Here is a 20,951-nt window from a genome sequence, read left to right on the forward strand (position 1 = left end):
CGGCCAGGTCTAAATTACCGTTAGCTGGCGTGACTGCCCCGTCGTTATCATCCACCTCAAAGCTGAACGGGACATCGCCGTTGTAATCGACGGCTGGGGTAAAGGTGAAGGTGCCATCTTCATTATCGACCACGCTGCCGTACTGCTCATCAATCTGCAGATTCAGCGCCGTGAGGTGATCACTGTCGATATCGCTAGCGTTTTGCAGCAGCATCTCTTGAGTAAAGACAATCGAGGTATCTTCAGTACCAGCTAATGCCGTRTCGGTRACCACCGCCGCATCGTTCTCTSCGGCCAGGTCTAAATTACCGTTAGCTGGCGTGACTGCCCCGTCGTTATCATCCACCTCAAAGCTGAACGGGACATCGCCGTTGTAATCGGCGGCGGGGGTAAAGGTGAAGGTGCCGTCTTCGTTATCAACCACACTGCCGTACTGCTCATCAATCTGCAGATTCAGCGCCGTGAGGTGATCACTGTCGATGTCGCTGGCGTTTTGCAGTAGCATCTCTTGAGTGAAAACAATCGAGGTATCTTCAGTACCTGTTAATGCCGTGCCGGTGACCACTGCCGCATCGTTGACATTTTCTACCTGAACTTCAAATGTTTCAGACACTGACTGAGTATCAAAATCATCGTCTAATGGCATTTCTTTGGTATGCGCATTTTCCACATCAACTTGAAATGTTTTATCGGTTGTTGCTGTATCAAAATTCTCTTGTGTTGATTCAGGCACTGTTTTATTTGTACTACTTACCGACGCTGGTTGATCTGCAATCACATTTTCACTTTGCCCACCTCGACCAGTATCTTCGTCTCTATTCGTTTGTCTGCTGCTAACGGTACCACCCACCGCTTGCGGTGCCGCACCGCCATTATCCTCAGCGCCATCGTTGTCATCTCGCCCATTATTAAACTCTTCAGTATCGATCACTCCTTGATCTGCCTGAAATGGCTGAGGACTTTCTTGCTCATCCTGACGTTTATTTTCTACTGGCGCCTTTTTACCACCACGATCTGAGCTCTCGGCCACTGCAGTATCATCATCGCGCCCCTTATTCACATGGGTGTTTTGAGCCGCAGATTCAGCTCCCGTAGCTGTTGTCGATGCCATGGTATTTTGCTGATTATTCCGATCCTGAGCACGGTATTCATCTGCACTTTCATCTGGAGTCGCGTTATGTTCAACCGCATCATTCAACGAGTTTTCTGTTACGTCATGTCTATCTTGATGCTTATTTCTTGCCATCATGGGCCTCCATGCTCATGCCTGCATTTGGTTACAATTGAGAATTATCTTTATATACCTAAGAACAACACGTTATGTTTGGCAAATTTATCATCGCAAAATAAAAATAACATGATAAAAGTTAGAACTTACGCACACTTAAGTCGGTAAAAGAATATTTGTATACATATGAGACATTGATCAATAAATGGCATATCAAAACTGTATTTTGTCTTGAAATATAGACCCAGCTAGACCATACATTATGAAGAAGTGAATCACGCTATCTCTCAACAACTTGAGCAAACGAAAACCAAAGGAAATGGTAAATGATAAATTTTGATGCTTTCAGTGATGCCATGGGTGGCGATAGTGACATGATGTCGATGATCATCGAGTTATATCACGAAGAACATGCTAACGATCTCAATAAAATTCAAGAACAGTACACCAGCAATGACCTTGATGGTCTATTTATAACGGTTCATTCATTAAAAGGTGTGCTACTCACTTTATGTGAAGACACAGCAAGCGAACAATTTGAAGTAATAGAGCGGATGTGCAAACAGGGAACAAAGCCTGAAGCCCAGATAATCAATGAAGTCTTAAATGAAATGGTAAAAGTGAATCAGCAAATAGCTGCGCTACCATTGAAAATTGAAAGTCAATAACTTATCACTTTTCAATGAGTCAATGTTGTAGGAAACTATTGCAATGAGCATCGAACACCACATAAAAAAAGCGCTAATCGAATCAAAAGAAAATGACACATTAGAAATAGAAAATTCGATTTACATTAAAAGTGCAATGACTGCCGTACATAAATCATTACTCTTTCTGTTTATCACATTACTATTACTAATAATATTAGGTTCACAAGCACAGATTGATATCGTTGTCTCATCACGCGGTGAAATGCTACTTGACTCTGATATCGAACGCGTACCGCATCTAGAAGGCGGCATTTTAGATACTATGCTAGTGAAGACAGGTGACTATGTCTATGCAGGTCAGCCCATTGCACGTTTAAAATCTGTTGACCGAAATACCCAATTTCAATCAGCCACATTAGATATTATTGGCTTAGAAATGGACATTTTGCGATTTCAAGGGCTTATCAACCATAGCAAACCGAATTACGCGTTGTTTTCCACTCATCCTCAGCTGATCACCCAATATACTGAATCATGGCAAAAAGAGTACAATAAAAACAATTCAAATCAAGAACTTATTAAACTCGACATTGAACATAAACAGCGTCTCATAAAATCAATGAAGCTGCGTATTACCAGCTCACAGAAACAGCTTGGGTTAATACACAAACAGCTGTCAATAAAAGAAACACTTTATAAAGAAGAAATGGCTTCATATATCGATGTACTTAATATGCAAGTGCAAGAAAGTAATATGCTGCGTGAAATTGAAAATTTACATGAAGCTGTAATGAACGAGCAGTTCCAGTCAACGCGTTTAGTAAAACAGTTGAATGATACGATTGCTAGCCGCAATGCAGACTATCAAACGCAAATTAATCAGCTTGAGAAAGATCTCGCTCTCAAACAAGCTCAGCTTCCGAAACATGCTGACAAAGTTGATCGTTTAACCGTCTTTTCTCCGGTTGATGGTGTTGTCGATAAGGTGCACTTCAATTATAAGTCAGCGGTAATACCAGCAAATGAAAGTATTGCTGATATCGCCCCACTACAAACACTTCTTCACGGAGAAGCAAAAATCCCTAAAAAAGACATGGGATTTGTCGAAATTGGGCAAAAGGTAAAATTAAAATTCGATACATATAATTTTGCCAAATACGGATTTATCAATGGAACTATCGATTCTATTAGTCGATCGTCTTACAAAGAAGAAGATAATGAATTTTATATAGCAAAAATTGTGATCCAGCAAGATTTCCTAGAACGATCAGGCACGATGTATTCTTTATCTCCTTATATGGAATTTACCGCAGATATCAAAACAGGATCTCGCTATGCCATTGATTATGCATTAAAACCTGTAATGAGTGCGATGGAAGATGCTTTCAATGAGAGGTAATGCAAAGTGAAAATATCCAAGCACACCATAACTTATTTTTCAATCACATTCGTTGTGCTTTGTATTGGCATCCAAGTTTTCCTTGGCTGGCAATGGGTTAATAATCGCACGGCACATACTCATGCAATGCAATCGCCCTTATTATTAAGCTCGGCGAATCTCGTCACACAATCTGAACAGTTATTGCAGACAACACTAACCTGTAAATTACAGGTATGTACATCAACACAACCGCCATTATCAACACAGATCATTAACCTACGTGATGATATCAACACGTTTAGACAACTAGCTGCAGTAGAAAAATCTAATATCAGTCTTGTTGGCAATATGTTATATCCTCAATTATTACTCTCTATCAATAAGTTTATAGCGACAGAAGATATTAATACTTTTCAACAGTCTCTATTAACCTATTATGCAAACCTTCAAGATTCACATCAGAATCTAATTTCAACACTCAATACTGACCATAGCAATAAGCAGCAGCAGATTTTCCGCAAGGCCTTAGTCATATTAACATCGTGCTTGGCCGCTATACTTGTCTTTATTGTTCTTCAACATCAACAACGTAAACCTTCTAGCAACCAGACTTCACTGGCCAATGGCGATATCAACCGACTTGCCACCCAATTAGAAAATATAGATGCCAGTGGTATTCAACATAAACTGAACGATTTTGGTACATCGCCAACAGAACGACGTATCTTCGCGCACTTATCTTCAATGTACCAAGATGTCGAGAACCAAAAAAGAAATGCCGATCTCTATCGTCAACTCTATGCCCTTATCGGCTATGAAATTAGGGGGATGACCAATACAATTCAAGGTGGCGTACGTTTAATTGCACAAGATGCAGGCGAAAATGGGGCGGTCATGGCTCGAGATATTACGCTGGCTACCAATACCTTGTCTGATTTAGCTGACAACTATAACCGTCTTATCTCTGGTGGCAATAAAGCACAGGCAGGTAATATAAAGTTTCTTTCTTTCATGTCTGAACTCATTGTCCACCTAACAGCAAAAACCCAGCATTCTCAACGTGTTTTTGACTGTCGTTTACACAATAATTTACCCGAAGTTATTGAAGGCAACGCTACAAGCTTATTTTGGGTACTTTTTCTCCAATTATCCAATGCTATTTCAGCACAAACCGCCCCCTATATGCTGCTAAATATTCGAACAGAAGCAGCGGATGAAGTTGAACAAACTCGTCTGATTTTTGAGATCATATTCTTACCAACTAACATAATCGATCTTGCCATGATCCAAGATGCCCAGTGGGCTGTTATCAACGAAAAAAGTGGGATTAACGACGAGTGGTCAAAGGCCATTCTAACCAAAGTCAGTCGCTTAAAGTCGTACTGGCTTCAAGCGCCAGTACCTGCAATAGCGTTTCAAGCGGAGCAAGATTCTCTCATACATCCCCCATTGAAAAAGCTTCATATTGGTATTGATATCACCCCAAAAAGCTTCTACCGAGTAGAACGATCACTTGAAAAGAAACATGTCATGATATGTACAGACTCGCCACTCCAAATTGATATTATGTCGCAGATGCTTAGTCAATATGGGGCCACGGTGAAAATAGTAAGAGCCGCTAATGACATTTTTAAATCGTTGCCCATGATAGGTGAATACGATGCTATCTTGATCACCGATACACTCAAAGGTATTCAACTCAAATCATTTTGTAAGACATTGCATTCCAGACTGAAGAAATCATCACGGACCAAACTGTTTTTAGCCGCATCGGAATCAAGTACTGTACAAGATACTCATGCCCATGTTGACCGTGTGTTCTATACTCCGCTGATCCCACATGAGATGATCCCTAATCTTGCAGAAGCAATGCAAGAAACCGAAGCAGACAATACACAAACACAAAACACTTTTTTAATCGTAGAAGATGATCGCGTCCAGCAATTTTTATTGAAAAAGCTATTAAGTAAACAAGGCTATGACGCTCATACGGTTAATGATGGCGCACAAGCCGTTGATTTTATGCAAGAACACGGTGCAAATATCATCTTTATGGATTGCATTATGCCTGGTATGGGTGGCATAGAAGCCACCAAACTTATTCGTCAACGGGAGGGTGAAATGGATTCTCATCACCCCGCAACCATCATTGGCGCGACTGCGCTAACAAGTGCCAGCGAGCACAAATCATGTATTGAAGCAGGGATGGACTATGTCATCAGTAAGCCGTATAAAAATGATGAAATCATCAAAGTTATCAAGAAATATATGGCGATCCAAAAAATCTGTTAATGGATCGGCAGCTGCTTACTATTTGATAACCAATATATTGACACTAACCGCAGCCAGCCTGTCAATGCCATCTCATGCCGCTAGCTTATTGGATGTGGTTGATAATGCATTACAACGAAACCTCTCACTGAACAGCGCTGATATGCGCTTGGCTGCATCCACCTATGAGTTAGATATCAACCGCAGTAAGTTTTTGCCGTCACTCAATCTTTCTGCTAATACCCGCTGGAACGACAGCGCAACACATCACTATATTGGCAAAGATGCAGACAACACTTACAACAGTCACGGTGTAAATATTTCTTTATCGCAAACCTTGTTTGATCTCGGTGATATTTACTCTCAGCATAGTACGCATATTGATATCGATCTCGAAAAACTACGCACAGAACAAGCCCGTCAATCTATCATTCGTGATGCTTCCACCACTTATTTTGAGTATCTCAAAAATGGTGCACAGATCCGTGCAACTCAAGCAGAATATGAGTCCGCCTCAACACGCTTAACCTTTATCAATCGTAATGTGGAACTGGGGAATATCGCTGGTACTGAAAAATATGAAGTGCTAGCTCAAAAAGAAAAAACGGCCAATACACTGCGCACTCTAAAAAAAGATCAACGCGTTATTTTAACCCAACTAGAAAATATTACTCAGCATCAACTCACGCCAAGCTACGACTTACAGACAAACATTCCTTTTAATGAAATATCACAGCAACAGCAACGTCACCTCAACGAGGTGTTATACACCTCCGGGTATGATGTTCTAATCGCACAACAAGAAGTAGATAAGAGTCGACAAGCATTAAAAGAAACAGGTGCAGAATTCATCCCCTCATTAAAAGGCAGTATCGGGTACACTTATGACAATACCAATGATGCATCAGCCAAAATTCATCCTGAAAAGGGAATAACAGAAGAAGTCGTTTATACGCTGACATTAGATGTACCCATTTTCAACGGTGGTAAAGATTATTTCCGTTATAAACAAAACAAAACAAACATTGAACGTGCCGATATTGACCTGCAAGACAGCAAGCAGCAAAGTCAACAACACTTTGATGAGTTCATTTATAATATCAATGACTATTCTGTCTCTTTGGAAAGTCTAACCATCATTATTCAAGCCAATTATTCCTCCTACATTGGTATCCAAAAAGCGCATAAACTGGGTACACGTACAATTACTGATCTACTTTCAGCAGAAAGTAAGCTATTTAGCAGCATCCGAGATTACGAGCGGGCACGCTATGACTACATTATCACCTTAATACAACTGAATGAACTAGTCGGAAATTTAACCCTGAACACCATCAATAAAATTGCGGCGAAAATGTCTCCCGCTAACGATGGCACTGCTGACTCACCGATTCCTCTCCATCTAATATCTCAATAAGAGCACCGATGATGAAAACGCCACTGTTCACACGGAAAATCAGCCCTCTCGACACCTTGTACTTGATTTTTTCGACCATAATGACGACATTACTAGGGTTGGTTTTACCGTTCTCAATCCTGATCATTTTTGACCGAATTTTACCGAATCAATCAACACATTCGCTGATGTTACTTTTCGGTATCATTCTTACTGCTGTTTTTCTTGATTACCAATTAAAACGTCAAGAAGAGCATCTTGTCTCAGTCATTATGAAACGTTTTGAAAGTCAGTTAACCAATCATGTTTTTATTGCTATTTGTACGTCAAATATTGAGCGTTTTAATCGCTTAGAAATGGGCCAGTACCTCGAACGTATTGCGACAATCCCTGAGATTAAACAATTTTTTGGTGGGGAGTCGATCAAGGCTATCATTAATGCGGGTGCCAGCGTTATTACCATATTGATCATATTTTTGATCAACATGTGGGCGGGCCTTGCACTTATTATCGCCTCAATGATTCTTTTATTTGCAGCACAATACCTCTCATATAAACGAGTAGACGCATTATCACAACGTTCTGATATTGAAGGCCTTACCAGCTCTAAAATTATCGAAATCGTCTCTAATCCATTAGACATTAAAAGCCGCACCATGGAATACCGGGTTGAAAGCATTATGGTTGATATGATTAGTGAACGTGAAACACAGAGTATTGCCTACGAACGGCTTGAGTCATCATTCAACCTTACTCTAAATCTCATTCAACAACTTTCAGTTGCCGTAGTAGTCGTGATATGCGCCCATGCCGTTATTTATTTAGACATTAGCCAAGGGGTAATGGCGGCAGTGATTTTGCTCACTAACCGTTACTTTGCCCCTTACCAACAAGTCATGCGTACCCTCAGCCGGTGGCGAACTCATCAGCTTAATATTACACGTATTGCTGAAATATTGGATTTATCGCCAAAACAAACTGCGACTCTATCGTCCTCGCCCTTGGCATCCCACAGCCCACAATCAACAATAAGTCGTGAGCCAATTTCAACCATTTCAGTGGGTATCAATGCAGGAACAATCAGTGTGAAAACCCATCAAGAATATACGACAGGAATACTCAATATACCAACACCCCTTAATGAGCAGCCGCTCTCATCATCAGTAAGTCTCAATTCTGGGCATATTCATTTATTCACAGGGCCGAGTGGAAGTGGCAAGAGCCATATATTACGCTGCTTAAACCAAGATATCCATGATGATAAGCTTTGCATTCAAGTAAATCATGTTCTTCTCGATACCATTGACTATGCTACATGGCGTAATGACATTATCAAAGTAGATAAAAACACCTCGCTGGTTGAAGGAAGTATTATCGATAATCTCACTTGTTTTCAATCACACCTAAATAATGCAGCTTATTCCCTATGCGAAAACCTCGCAATTAAGGATAAAATCGATAGCTTAAAAAACGGCTTCTATACCCAACTTTCTAGCCATTCCCAACTGCCTTTTTCACGGCAAGTCTTATTTGCATTACTCATTGTTCGTGCGCTATTGAGCAATAAATCCGTATTAATGATCGATGATATTGACATGGTTTATGATACGCAATTTGGCCGCTTATTATTGGCCTGTATTGCACCAAAGGCAAATAATTTCATCTGCATCATTGTTAGTAATAAACTCGATCAACTAGATACCACATTGGTGAAACATAAATTCAACAAAAAGGTTGCCGCATGAGTGTATTGATAGATTTTAGCAATACCGTAGAACGACTTGGCGACTTTGATTCAAGCAAATTCAAAGAACGCTACCGTCATTCTCCAACGATCTTGGGTATTGCATATACGTTGGTGACGCTGCAATGGGAGGGTACACCTGAAATTCTCACGGATGCTTTTGTTCCTCAAGCAAGAGATATTGACAGTTTTGCCAGTACTTTATCGCGCCTCGACTATGAATGTAAAAAACGTCATCTAGCCTCTATGACTGAGCTAAAACACATTTCATCTCCCACTTTTATTGAATTCGGTAATGTCTGTACAATCTTTCTTGGTATAGAACATGGGCTAGCTAAACTGTTTGATTACCGCAATAACGTACTTATCGAACATCCGCTGACAAATGAGGCCTGTACCGTCTGTGAAATTTCTGAATACTCAAAAATATTTCGCGAACCGCCACCTGAATCACAAGACAAATCCAATTGGATAAAATACGCCTTTTACCGATACACAAATGAAATCAAAAGCTTGGTAATTCTAAGCCTGATCATCAATGTATTAGGTGCAATGCAACCGTTTTTTATTATGGGCGTTTACAGCTTTGCGCTCACCTCCGGTTCTGAATCCACCTTACTTTGGTTAACCAGCTTCGCGCTCTTTCTCGCCATCGCGGAATATGGTTTTAAACGGCTCCGGATGAACATCTTGGCCACATCAGGGAAAGATCTCGCGACCCACATTTCAAAAAATGTTGTCAGTAAATTACTCTGGCTCCCCTACTCAATGACCTCATCAGCAGGCGTATCATCCCAACTTGCTCGTCTGAAAGACATTGACCAGCTACGAAAATTAGTTACTGCTGAATCCACGCTAAGCTACTTTGATATGCCTTTCGTCATCATTTTTATTCTGGCGATCACCATTATTTCAGGCTCTGCAGCACTGACCGTATTAGCGGGGATTATTCTCATGCTGCTATTTTGTGTCTACTCACGCTATATTTACACACAAGCGACATCAAATAGTTCTCGAGCCAATGCGATGGTGTCATATCAATGGAATGAATTGCTGCGCAGCATTAGTACCATACAAGGCCTACCATTACTGCGCGTGATCCGATCACGTTTTCATGCGGCACATACTCAAAGCCTTGACGACGCTCAAAGGGTTTCAGTGACCAATGGTAAAATTCAAGCAATGGGGCAAGGATTAATTCAGGCCATCGGTACCGCAAGTATCGTTACGGCGGTATTAGGTGTTATGTCCGGTCAAACAGATGCAGGAGCGATGTTAGCGATCATTATCTTAGTGTGGAAAGCGCTGGGACCCATCATGGGCATCTATAACTCCATCAGTAAATTCAAAACGATAAAAGCAGCCAGTGGCCAAATTAACGCTTTGATGTCATTAAGTGATGATCGCTTCCACCTCGAAAGTAGCCCACCAATACGCCACTTTAACGGCAAACTTGCCGTCACTGGCTTAACACACCGCTATCAAGGCACGCCGACAGGACTTACGAATTTAGCTTTTGCTGCGCAAGCCGGTGATAAAATTTCCATTACTGGTAGCTCTGGTGCAGGAAAAACCACACTTCTGCGTATCTTGGCTGGGCTTGAAGACAGGTATCAGGGTAATGTATTACTGGATGGTTATAATACTAAGCAATTCAATAACTTCCGTTTCAGAAAAGCGGTGAACTATATTCCCTTTGAGCTCCATATTTTTGAAGGTTCTCTTGAATCAAACTTCATCATTCATGACGGGGTAATCGCCCGACAACAAATGGAAGACATTATCGACTTTTTTGATTTACACCCTTGGTTACCACAAGGACTCGAGACCATGATGTCATCAGATTATGTTGCGCAACTCCCTAATGGTGTACAGCAGCAACTGCGGATAGCTCTTGGACTGGGCTGCTGTGATCAAGGTGTCATCATTATTGATGAGCCATTTGTTGGCTGCGAAAGGGAGCATGTTAAATACATCAATAAACTGTTTAGTGAAAAACTTGCCAACACCACAGTGATTTATACCACCAATGATAAATCTTACATTGCAGCATCAAGTCACTGCTTACTGCTTGAACATGATGGGACACAAAAATACTTTGGTTTCCCTGATAAAGTAATCCAAACAATCTAAAATTAATAAACGGGGTAATACAGCAAAGAGATGCGCATGAAAAAGAACATAGTGATTACTTTACTCGGTTCACTAATAACAAGCTCTGCTGTGGCAGGTGTCGGTATTTTCGATGCTTCACGTTTTAGCGGTGAACTGTTCTTAAATACGGGATTTGCCACATCAGATTCAAATCTAAGCACTAAACAATCCGCAATGGTTCAGCAATTAGATGAATCGAGTAATACAAAATACACTTATTTAATCGCCCCGTTTGGCAATATTAACTATGCGATCAATTCAAAGAATACACAGCGATTCTATTTAGGTACCTCCCGCGATGATATCGCGGTTGGCACACTTGCGTTTGAACTAGGCTATCAGCATGATTTTACCTCTGGTACAACACTAGATATATCCTATTTGCCTACCATTATGTCTGGCGAAGTCTGGAAAAACCCATACTTAATAGGTTCACCCCGCAGCAAAACAGATCAGGAAGGCAATGCGTTTCGTATTAAGTTGGCGAACATTATGCGCAGCGGTGTAACCATTGATACTGCTTACACCGTATCAGACATTGATGATGAAAGGATCACAGACAGTACACTACATCGCGGAGGTGACAGCTTCTACCTACGGGGGAAATACCTAAACATGCTAAATCGCGGCTCAGGCTTAATCTATTCCCTTGGCTATACCAACCGTTCAGCCGATGGTAAGGCTGCTTCATTCTCGGCCTATGAAGCTGAAATAACTTACTTTATAAAATCAGGACGCCATAGCACAGCGATCACATCCAGTTATATCTATCGCCACTACGATGCAATCAATCCTGTTTTCAAACAAGAACAATCAGACGATGAACTTAGTCTATTTATCGCTTATGAATATGAAAATTTCGCGGGATGGGGGAAACAATGGGCGGTCACGACCCTGGCCAGTTACGGTCTCAACCGCTCAAACATTGATTTTTATAATAGCAATGAAGCGTTACTGTTAGTTGGCCTTCGCTACAGTTTCTAACCCAAAAACGTTCAGGCTATTCTGTCATCTCTCGATAAATCAGATATAAAACCAGTACTAGCACCAAACTGAATATTACTGCGGCGACAAGAATAAAAATGTGCACAGTGGGTTTGAGAACCGCCGTATTGTGGTTACTCGGCTTGTAGTGCACCTCAACCACCTGACCTCGAGGAAACTCGGCAATCAGAGCCTCTGCTTCATCCAAGTCGTAAATGTTAACGGCTCCATTGAGATCACTCTTACTATCCTTATAATAAGATTCTCCGTCTACCGAATAAGCGTATTCAATACCCACCTTGAAACGCTCATCACTATTGCTGGGGTTGTGGACATTCTCCAGCCAGCTATCGACAACCCTCCCCTTAGTGACTGGCCAACTGAACGAGGCATGAAACTCGTTAGCCACATACACCGCCAATCCTACGGCGAAAGAAAACATAATAAGCATCATCCATAATATGTAGGATACCTGTGAAGGTCTAAATCGTTTCATTGTGAGCGTTATATATTCACTCTTCATCTACGAAGATTATCAATAATGTCATGTAATTAAGTAAAAAACCTATATTCCGGTTAAATTAGACTTGTTCTTACCTATTGGTCATTAGTTTTTAATAATGCTTAGCAAACTTTCAGCGAACATCCTATATTCGTTTAAATTTAAAAATGCACAATTACATCAATGCAGTGTAAATTAATCCCGTCTTAACGGCCGGATCACAGATTCTAGCCCTTCAATTTTAAACTCCAGCGCTAATGCCATCAGTGTACCCAGCTCCCCTTCAGGAAAACCTTGCTTTTGAAACCATAACAAATATTCATCAGGCAGGTCGATAATCACTCGACCTGCATATTTTCCAAACGGCATTTTTACATTTGCCAGTTTTACGATTTGTTCTTTATCAAACACCGTGTTCTCAAATGACTGGTTACTATGCACCTATAATACCGCTATTACTGAAGGGTGTCAGCATCACACTTTCAACCTGACTAATCAGGTCATTAATTTGGTATGAACACTAAATTGGCGCTGACAGGAACCGTTAATAAAATTGAATTTAGCTTAGCTATCTTCATTAATGTCCCGATACCTGTATCCAATCCAAATGTCGCTGCGCTAATTTGTACTGGTTTTAGTGTCGTCACCAGTAAACCATCATCATCCAATTTCGTGAGTTGTACGGTAGTAGTGAAATCTTTAGTGACACCATGAAGCGCTAATGAAAACGCTATCTCATCCACTACGGTTTCCCCTATCGTCATTTCACTGAGCATGGCAATATCTACTTTTGCCTTGATATCAGCCTGAGGAAATTTGTCGGTATGAAAGAGTTCCTTTTTCATTCGTTCATCACGGATTTTTATCTGAGTATCGACACTGGTGAGATCCACCACCAGTAATACATCCCCTTCATTATTTATGCGGCCAGTTAAGTGACGAAATGTATGTTGCTCCATCACGCTATCATTTTTCACCGAAGAGAACCCAATCAATGAGCTATTACTATCAAGCTTCCAGCCAGCCCAAGTCGGCGAACTGAAGCCTAAAACCAACATTGACACTGTTATTAACCATCCGATTTGCTTTATTGTTCGCGCCATCACTCACCCCTTTTTTATTCATCCCATAGAAATATAGATGATTGGACGCTTAGTCGTTAATCGGTGGGAAAGAAATCCGTTCTCCTTCTGCGGTCAGAATCGAAATATCAATCGGTTTACCATGACTATCAAGACGTACTTCCCCTATCGCACTTCGGTTAATCAGGCGGTGGTTATCAGCAGTATCGGGATCGCGTTTAAACACTTTCAGGCGTTTTCGCTTCGTCAGCCAGTTCAACGGCGATCGAGGGCTGTAAAGGATCCGATCCATCGTATCACAGACTCTCAATAGCCCATTTGGAAATTCGTTTTTGAACCCACTCGATGTGATTTGATAAATATTAGGACTGCATTTTCGAAAACGTAACTTGATATCATACGCAAAGGAGTAATGAACATCTCCCGACAAAATCACGAAGTTTGTTGGCGTTTTAGTATGGGTAAAAATACTGATTAATGTATTGGCAGAACCCGGATGCGCCATCCAGTTTTCGGCATCAATCAATAACGATTGCCCAAGCCATGTCATGATACGCTGTAGCGTTTCAATAAACTTCACACCAAACATGGGACCTGGTGAAACAAGAATAACGGCAGGCTCGTTCAGTATTTCTTGCTGCATTTCAATTAACGCTTCCCAGTCCATCAACCCTGACGGCTTATTCATCTTAGACTCTGAACGCCACCGACGAGTCCGGGTATCCAGCACCAGCATTTTTGGTGTGGTCTCTATTGTGTAATGCCACTGTTCAAAGCGATAGAGATAATCAATAACGCTATCTTGGCTGTCAGCATCACCCTCTTGACGAATTGCTGGGTCAAAAAATGCTTTCATATGGTCCATAAAGGTTTCATCAAACCGTTCAGGGGCGTTCCCCCAACCTTGACACAACCAATAACTGATCAAACCATTACCAATGATGCGCCGTGATAAATGGTGGTGATAGGCCGCTTGTTCCCAGCCCACTGTCAGGTTCCAGTCATCGGTAATGTCATGATCATCAAAAATCATGTAAGTCGGTAAGTGGGCAAACAATCGCTGAACGTGGGGTAACCCCTCAACAAATTGATCAATCTGAACTTTCTCATTGAACCACAAACTCTGCCATTGTGGGTCCAATGTGTGGCCATGCCAGCGAAAGTGCGCTGTTCTTAGTTTGCCGCTATCAACATGCAGCCACAAAACTGGTGACCATACCAGCAAATACATTGCCATAAATTCACTCAAGGTGATCAGATGATTACCTGACTCTCTTGAGCTAAAAACCGGAACACGACGCCGTAACCAGTTAGCTATGCGTGGCATTCGGTCAAAAACTTCTTGTCCGCCTTCAAGATAATGCGGCAATATTTTGTCACGGCAATAGAAATTATGCTGGTGTGCAAATAGCTCCGTACCGCAGGTAACAGGTGCTTTGTCGAACGTTTCATCATATAGCCCGAGCAAGCGAATAACCTGCTGAATTGCATCTAGCATGGGACCCGCAACATGATCGGCATAAATCTGATCACCACTCATCATCAGCAATGCCGGGCGCTCTTCTACCGTTTGTGATGCTATTTTATTATCTGCCGCGACTAAGCTATCTTTGCTTGGATAATGAGGATTACGGCATGAGCCGTGCATCACATAGTCCGCTTGCGTCTTAATAATGAATGAAGGACGTTCTTCCCCTGGATAGAGCAAATGCGGCTGTAATTCGGTTATCGTTCCTTGTTGTGTGGTGATCTGATACTCAAGCGGTGAATTTACGGGAAAATCACCACTAAAGGTTACTTGATAAATCCATGCTTGCTGACCAATTTGAATATGCTGACCATCAGCAAGATCACCAGAAAAAAGTGGCACTTCCTCCCCACTCCAGTACACCGTCAGCTCACCAGAAAGAGGGACGCTTAACGCCAGCCAAAAAGTGAGTTCCGTTGCTGTCACCTTACGCATCATCGGGCCCGCAAGAATCAGCGGCAATGTACTTGATGGTTGTTCATCATTAACTGGGGAGAAAATTTCAGCTGTCATGACTATGAATCTCTAACATTATTCTTTTGTATGACACTACCAGCAACGTTTTGTTTTATCTATCTGATTATGCGCTGACAGAATAATCATCAATTCAAACTACTTTAGCTAAAACATCTTCGCTAGCTCTTCATACATCCAATCCATGACGGTCCCCATCCCCTTATCACGGCGCTTAACAATGCCAATCTCAACCATTAAAGGCTCTGTGATCTCTTCCGTGGACAATTCAATCAGCTCGTTAACATACCATTCTTCTTTGGCGACATGTTCTGGTACTAATGCCCAGCCAATCCCACGTGTAACCATCGCAGAAATCATATAATAGCTATCAATATGCCAATAATTTGAAGCGATTGGTTTAGCTTGTCCTATACCCATTCTGTCACGAATGACCAACTGGCGGTGACGAGTCAGGTCACTGATTTGAGGTACTGGTATCTCAGCTAAAGGATGGTGGCGTGAAACAATCAACGAATGTTTAAACTGACCAACCGAAGTGAACTCAAGGTTTTCAGGCAAGCTATGTTGGTGAAACAACAATCCAATGTCAGCTTTTCCCGTTGCCACCCACTGGGCAATATCTTGCTGAGAGCCATTATTAATGGTCAATTTCAGCAATGGAAATTGGTGTGCGGCAGCTTCAAACATCACTTCAAAAGCCGTAATTGGAACCGCTTCATCAATCGCAACGGTCAATATGGCTTCTTCACCCGTTGCCACCGTCATAGCGCGCGAGCACATCCGCTGACACTGCGCCAATACCGCCTGGGCTTCAATATACATATCTTCCCCTGCGGGGGTCAGCACAGGAAGCCGAGCACTGCGATCAAATAATTCAAAACCCAAATCAAGCTCAAGATTGTTAATTGCCGTACTGACCCTTGACTGCGCCTTTCCCAACTTTCTTGCTGCTGCCGAAAATGATCCCTGCTGGACGGCGCATGCAAAAGCTTCTAATTGATCAATCGTCCAATTCACAATAATACCCTCTTAAAATACCTCAGTAGCCTAAGGTAGTTTGGGTATAGTAGCGCAGATCGACCTTTATCTTCCATCCGATAAACGGATAGATACTAACTTACAACAATCCGGTTTATGTAGATAATAGCGCTCAAAATCTCATAACTAGAAATAAAATCATGCAAGAAGTATCAAAAGCCGATATCGACTCCGGCAGCATCTCAAAAACCTTTTGGCGGTTTGCTATTCCTTCGATCGCCGCAATGTTAGTCAATGGCCTATATCAGGTCGTTGATGGTATGTTTGTTGGCCACTATATTGGCTACGAGGGATTAGCCGGGATCAATCTGGCATGGCCGGTGATCGGTGTCCTTGCTGGACTCGGCTTGCTAGTCGGTATGGGAGCGGGAAGCCTTGTTTCAATCTATCGTGGCGAAAGTAACAACAATTCTGCACGTCAAACGCTTTATTCTGCGATAGGGCTTATCGGCATTGCAGGCTTGCTGATGATGGTGCTACTGAACTTACTTGCACCTTCTTTGCTTATCTCACAGGGAGCAACAGGCAAAACACTCGAAATGGGCATGGCTTACATTGAAGTCTTCAGCTGGGGGGCCGTCTTTACCATTGCCTCTGGCGCACTACCGATGCTGATCCGTAATGATGACAGCCCGAACTTCTCAACTGGCCTGATGATGGCAGGTGCCATCGTCAATATTGTTCTCGATTATATTTTTATTGCTCACTTCAATATGGAGCTTCAAGGCGCAGCAATTGCCACTATTATTGCCCAGTTAGGTATTACACTCGTTGCTCTTGGTTATTTCTTTTCAAGACAATCACAGCTTAGGCTAACCATCCATGAATTATGCTTCAAACCTGACTTAGCAATCAAAACGATCGGACTAGGTGCTTCGAGTCTATTCATGTATGCCTATTTTAGCTTCATGGTAGCGCTACATAACAAACTATTCATGCAGTATGGCAGCGCTGTGCACGTCGGCGCCTATGCCATTGTTGGTTATCTTGTGACGATGTATTACCTGCTGGCTGAAGGTATTGCCAGCGGGATGCAACCACCTGTTAGTTATTACTTTGGAGCGAAACAAGGTAATAAGATTCGCGCAACCATGGCCCTTGCGACAAAAATAGTGGTCTTAACCGGTATCGGTTCTGTCGCCATATTGAATCTATTCCCCAACGCATTAGTTAATCTATTCAGTAATAACGCATCAGTACTGGCGACAGAAACCATTAATGGTATCCGCCTACACCTGTTTGCTATGTTCTTAGATGGATTTTTCGCCCTTGCATCCGTGTACTTTATGGCGGTAAATCAAGGCGGTAAAGCGTTAATGATATCGCTGGGTAATATGTTAATCCAACTACCTTTCTTGTATGTCATGCCGTTACTGATGGGTCTTGATGGCGTTTGGTTAGCCGTTCCTCTATCAAACATCGTATTGGCAATCTTTGTGATTCCACTGGTATGGCACGACGTCAATAAAAAACGTAGTCTTCATAATACAGGCATACTCTCACATGCCTAAGCGTTAACCTTCAGCAGAGCGCTCTTATCAATCGCCCCCAAGATACCGCTTATCACCAAGGCGGTATTTTTATCGACAATACATAAATTCATGAATATTCACGATAACCATGCTTTATCGTGATATACGACACAATCAAATTCATATCTCGTTTAATCTCACGAGTATCACTCTGCATTCTTTGCAAATTTAATTGATTAGAATTACTTTAGTGTGCACTGTGAGAATTGTTAGCTTCATCTCCCCCTATAACCTTAATGTATAGACTGAAAATATGTCTTCCACTTATATTATTAACACGTTATTTATCAGATGCTGCATGGGCATTTGATCCGTATTCTTGTAATTATGAAAGCATGAGTGCATTAACAGACATTTTCACAAAAAATAGAACAGAAGTTGAAAAAACAATTTAAATATATCTACTATCAAGCGATATAGGCATAAAAAAACCTCCACAGAGGAGGCTATTAGATTTACTTTTTATCTTTCTTAACTTCATCAAGAATTTCTTTCATTCGCTTATTTGTTACGCGTGGCTTACCCATAATCCTTCTCCTTGTAACATTGAGATACGCTCGTCGTGAGAATACATCTGTCCAGATTTTCATTTGACGGGTATCTATCCTATTGATTTTGTTCAAATCAAATATACCTGACTCAATAAAATTTTGAACACTTAGTTCAACGTCACACATTGGCACCAACATGGCATTCACCAACCATATACACTACAATGTTTAACATAATTAGTCCTTTTAACCAACAAATGAGTATTTACCTTGTGCCTACCGAACTTTGTTATGAAAATGTTCAAACATTGATATTGTTTAAATTGTGACCCTCGTCGACATATGAATGAATTTCACACACAGAGCAACATTAAAAACGAGAACAAAGTCACGATATATTGGCCACCTTACGATGGCTAATGAGAGAATAGCTTACAACGTCTTCATCGCTGAGATAACTTGTGCATTAATACTACTATTAATCAACTGCTGAGTATCAACATCAAAATTATCATAGAAACTTGGCACCGAGACACTGGCTTTTACGTCTGCACCAAAAAAAGGCATCGAGCCATATGCCGTCGAGAGTACTGTTTTTGCACCGCCAGGACCTGGCGATGTTGACAGTAACACCATGATCTTATCTTGATAGACTTTCGGCTGTATACGAGAACACCAATCAAATAAGTTCTTATAAGCAACTGAATAAGAACCATTGTGTTCTGCAAATGAGACTACTACCGCATCTGCAGCTTGCATCTTCTTCAAAAAAGCATGAGCGTTTTCTGGCTGGCCAATTTCCTTTTCCTTATCTTCACTGAATAAAGGTAACTCAAAGTCATTAAGATCCAAGACTTCCACTTCAGCATTATCAAGAGTGGAAACCGCGTACGAGACAAGCTGCTTATTGATGGATTTTTTGCTACTGCTTGCTGCAAATGCAATAACGTTCATTGATCTATTCCTATCATAATGATGATTATTTACTTACATAATAGTAACAATCAAAGCAGTATCAGTAAACTTAAAGCATACCAGTCCATTGTATACGACCGATTCTTATTGTTACCAATTCGCAAAAGTGATTTGTGTAAATCAACAATTATCATTTTAATGTAAACAATTAAACTAGCCTGCATCTCGAGACTCATACAATAACGAAGAGGTTTTCATGGGCTGGATTTTTCTACTTTTAGGCGTAATGGCAGAGGCAACATCTCACGTCGCATTACGTGCAACTAATGGTTTCACCAATTTTCTGCCGAGTGCTATTGTCATACTAGGCCACCTCCTTGCGTTTCTCTTTCTTGGCCAAGCAATGAAATCACTGCCTGTCGGTATTGTGCATACTCTTTGGGCGGGCTTAGCCATTGTTGCTGTAACAGCAATGTCCAGTATCATCTATAAACAGCATCTTGACACCAAAGTGTGGATTGGAATGGCCTTTGTTGCCGTCGGTATTGCCATAATTAATCTTGCAGGAGCAGCCCATACTCATTAAAGCATCGGAGTTTACAATGACAGAACAACGCGCAATTAATCTCTACTATTATATGGTCGAAAATAATGCTCCACAGAAAGAGATTAATACAGTAATCTCAATATTAGAAGAAAAATACAATATTAATTTACGTCGGTTAGACCGAAAAAGAGCAAGGCCACAGAACCGTTTTGATATAAATTCCTATGGTGCAGGAGGCTCTCGTACTATGAACCAAACCCGACAAATGCAAAACTAGTGATGTGAATCATCCAATTACACTCTATGCTATAAAAACATAAAATTCCCAATATTACATATCTATTACCCATGCTACTCTTTAAAAAAATAGGATACCAATTACATGGAGTAGATAATGAAATTAATAATATCGGTAATGATCAGTGTTCTGCTTGGCGTTACAACCATGGCGCAAGCGCACGACTATAAGCTAGGTGAAATTCATATTAAGCACCCATGGTCGAAACAAGTGCCGCCCTCATCACAGGTTGCTGCTGCTTTTTTTACTGTGATGAATCACGGCGATACGCCAGATGAGCTACTCAGTGCAAGCTCCCCCATTGCCGGAAAAACAGAGCTTCATGCTCATATTCATGAAGACGGTATGATGAAAATGCGTAAAGTTAATGAAATTACCATATTGGGTAATGAGACAACGCAATTAAAGCCCGGTGGTTTACATGTGATGTTTTTCGAGTTAGAAAAAGTGCCGGCTCTAGGTGAATCATTCCCCCTGACCTTACATTTTAAACAAGCTGGAACAGTAAATGTTGAGGTAAAGGTAGAAGAGGCAACCTATATTCCTGAAGGTATGAAAAAGGAAAAAATGGATCATAGTAAACATTAACCAGCCTATTTCATGAAAACCTCACCATCTTTGTATAAAACACTCACCTGAAACAGCCTGAACTTATTCAGGCTGTTTTACGTCCATAGCTGCAACGCCCCCGCTAGATCAGTGAAATGTATGATTGCAAATTTAAATCAAACAT

At 41.3% G+C, this 20,951-nt stretch carries 19 protein-coding genes; 11 read left to right on the forward strand and 8 right to left on the reverse strand.

Going from position 1 to position 20,951, the window contains the following annotated elements:
- A partial coding sequence (locus tag L4D12_RS08015; RefSeq protein ID WP_428447302.1) for a cadherin-like domain-containing protein occupies window positions 1-1,249 on the reverse strand: 1,249 nt, incomplete at its 3' end.
- Between the two features lie 305 nt (window positions 1,250-1,554).
- On the opposite strand from L4D12_RS08015, the gene L4D12_RS08020 reads away from it, so the two are divergent.
- Genes L4D12_RS08020 through L4D12_RS08050 form a run of 7 tightly spaced genes read left to right on the forward strand, consistent with a single transcriptional unit; the run spans window position 1,555 to window position 11,808 of the window.
- Complete coding sequence (locus tag L4D12_RS08020; protein ID WP_428447303.1) at window positions 1,555-1,896, forward strand: Hpt domain-containing protein; 342 nt, start codon at window positions 1,555-1,557, stop codon at window positions 1,894-1,896.
- 43 nt (window positions 1,897-1,939) lie between these two features.
- Complete coding sequence (locus tag L4D12_RS08025) at window positions 1,940-3,277, forward strand: HlyD family type I secretion periplasmic adaptor subunit (protein WP_428447304.1); 1,338 nt, start codon at window positions 1,940-1,942, stop codon at window positions 3,275-3,277.
- Between the two features lie 6 nt (window positions 3,278-3,283).
- Complete coding sequence (locus L4D12_RS08030) at window positions 3,284-5,551, forward strand: response regulator (RefSeq protein ID WP_428447305.1); 2,268 nt, start codon at window positions 3,284-3,286, stop codon at window positions 5,549-5,551.
- Between the two features lie 37 nt (window positions 5,552-5,588).
- Window positions 5,589-6,947, forward strand: coding sequence for a TolC family protein (locus tag L4D12_RS08035; RefSeq protein WP_428447306.1), 1,359 nt, complete (start codon window positions 5,589-5,591; stop codon window positions 6,945-6,947).
- Window positions 6,948-6,958: 11 nt separating this feature from the next.
- Window positions 6,959-8,671, forward strand: coding sequence for an ABC transporter transmembrane domain-containing protein (locus L4D12_RS08040; RefSeq protein WP_428447446.1), 1,713 nt, complete (start codon window positions 6,959-6,961; stop codon window positions 8,669-8,671).
- A complete protein-coding gene (locus tag L4D12_RS08045; RefSeq protein ID WP_428447307.1) occupies window positions 8,668-10,803 on the forward strand; it encodes an ATP-binding cassette domain-containing protein in 2,136 nt (711 codons plus the stop codon). The genes L4D12_RS08040 and L4D12_RS08045 overlap by 4 nt, the downstream gene beginning before the upstream one ends.
- 36 nt (window positions 10,804-10,839) lie before the next feature.
- A complete protein-coding gene (locus tag L4D12_RS08050; RefSeq protein WP_428447308.1) occupies window positions 10,840-11,808 on the forward strand; it encodes a DUF2860 family protein in 969 nt (322 codons plus the stop codon).
- A 16-nt stretch (window positions 11,809-11,824) separates the two neighbouring features.
- Here L4D12_RS08050 and L4D12_RS08055 read toward each other — a convergent pair whose 3' ends face one another.
- The 5 genes from L4D12_RS08055 to L4D12_RS08075 form a co-directional block, all read right to left on the reverse strand.
- Window positions 11,825-12,250: a DUF3592 domain-containing protein gene (locus tag L4D12_RS08055; RefSeq protein ID WP_428447309.1), complete on the reverse strand. Its 426-nt coding sequence runs from the start codon at window positions 12,248-12,250 to the stop codon at window positions 11,825-11,827.
- Between the two features lie 255 nt (window positions 12,251-12,505).
- Entirely contained in the window at window positions 12,506-12,721 is a 216-nt protein-coding gene (locus L4D12_RS08060; protein ID WP_428447447.1) for a DUF3820 family protein, read from the reverse strand.
- Window positions 12,722-12,813: 92 nt separating this feature from the next.
- Window positions 12,814-13,413, reverse strand: coding sequence for a YceI family protein (locus tag L4D12_RS08065; protein WP_428447310.1), 600 nt, complete (start codon window positions 13,411-13,413; stop codon window positions 12,814-12,816).
- Window positions 13,414-13,462: 49 nt separating this feature from the next.
- Complete coding sequence (locus tag L4D12_RS08070) at window positions 13,463-15,433, reverse strand: metallophosphoesterase family protein (RefSeq protein WP_428447311.1); 1,971 nt, start codon at window positions 15,431-15,433, stop codon at window positions 13,463-13,465.
- Between the two features lie 108 nt (window positions 15,434-15,541).
- Window positions 15,542-16,414, reverse strand: a complete 873-nt coding sequence (locus tag L4D12_RS08075; RefSeq protein WP_428447312.1) for a LysR family transcriptional regulator — start codon at window positions 16,412-16,414, stop codon at window positions 15,542-15,544.
- Window positions 16,415-16,575: 161 nt separating this feature from the next.
- Here L4D12_RS08075 and L4D12_RS08080 point away from each other — a divergent pair, with 161 nt between their 5' ends.
- On the forward strand, window positions 16,576-17,946 hold the full coding sequence (locus tag L4D12_RS08080; protein ID WP_428447313.1) for an MATE family efflux transporter: 1,371 nt from the start codon (window positions 16,576-16,578) through the stop codon (window positions 17,944-17,946).
- A gap of 476 nt (window positions 17,947-18,422) precedes the next feature.
- On the opposite strand, the gene L4D12_RS08085 is transcribed toward L4D12_RS08080, so the two are convergent.
- Together L4D12_RS08085 and L4D12_RS08090 are read right to left on the reverse strand one after the other, a co-directional pair.
- Complete coding sequence (locus L4D12_RS08085) at window positions 18,423-18,656, reverse strand: hypothetical protein (RefSeq protein WP_428447314.1); 234 nt, start codon at window positions 18,654-18,656, stop codon at window positions 18,423-18,425.
- Window positions 18,657-18,890: 234 nt separating this feature from the next.
- Window positions 18,891-19,412: an NADPH-dependent FMN reductase gene (locus tag L4D12_RS08090; protein ID WP_428447315.1), complete on the reverse strand. Its 522-nt coding sequence runs from the start codon at window positions 19,410-19,412 to the stop codon at window positions 18,891-18,893.
- Between the two features lie 217 nt (window positions 19,413-19,629).
- Between L4D12_RS08090 and L4D12_RS08095 the strand changes: the two genes are divergently transcribed.
- From L4D12_RS08095 to L4D12_RS08105, 3 genes are all read left to right on the forward strand, one after another.
- Window positions 19,630-19,959, forward strand: a complete 330-nt coding sequence (locus tag L4D12_RS08095) for a DMT family transporter (protein WP_428447316.1) — start codon at window positions 19,630-19,632, stop codon at window positions 19,957-19,959.
- Between the two features lie 16 nt (window positions 19,960-19,975).
- Complete coding sequence (locus L4D12_RS08100; protein WP_428447317.1) at window positions 19,976-20,197, forward strand: hypothetical protein; 222 nt, start codon at window positions 19,976-19,978, stop codon at window positions 20,195-20,197.
- Between the two features lie 117 nt (window positions 20,198-20,314).
- On the forward strand, window positions 20,315-20,806 hold the full coding sequence (locus tag L4D12_RS08105; protein WP_428447318.1) for a copper chaperone PCu(A)C: 492 nt from the start codon (window positions 20,315-20,317) through the stop codon (window positions 20,804-20,806).
- Window positions 20,807-20,951: the final 145 nt, after the last annotated feature.

The sequence above is a fragment of the Photobacterium nomapromontoriensis genome (assembly GCF_050336815.1).
In the GTDB taxonomy this organism is placed as follows: Bacteria; Pseudomonadota; Gammaproteobacteria; order Enterobacterales; family Vibrionaceae; genus Photobacterium; species Photobacterium nomapromontoriensis.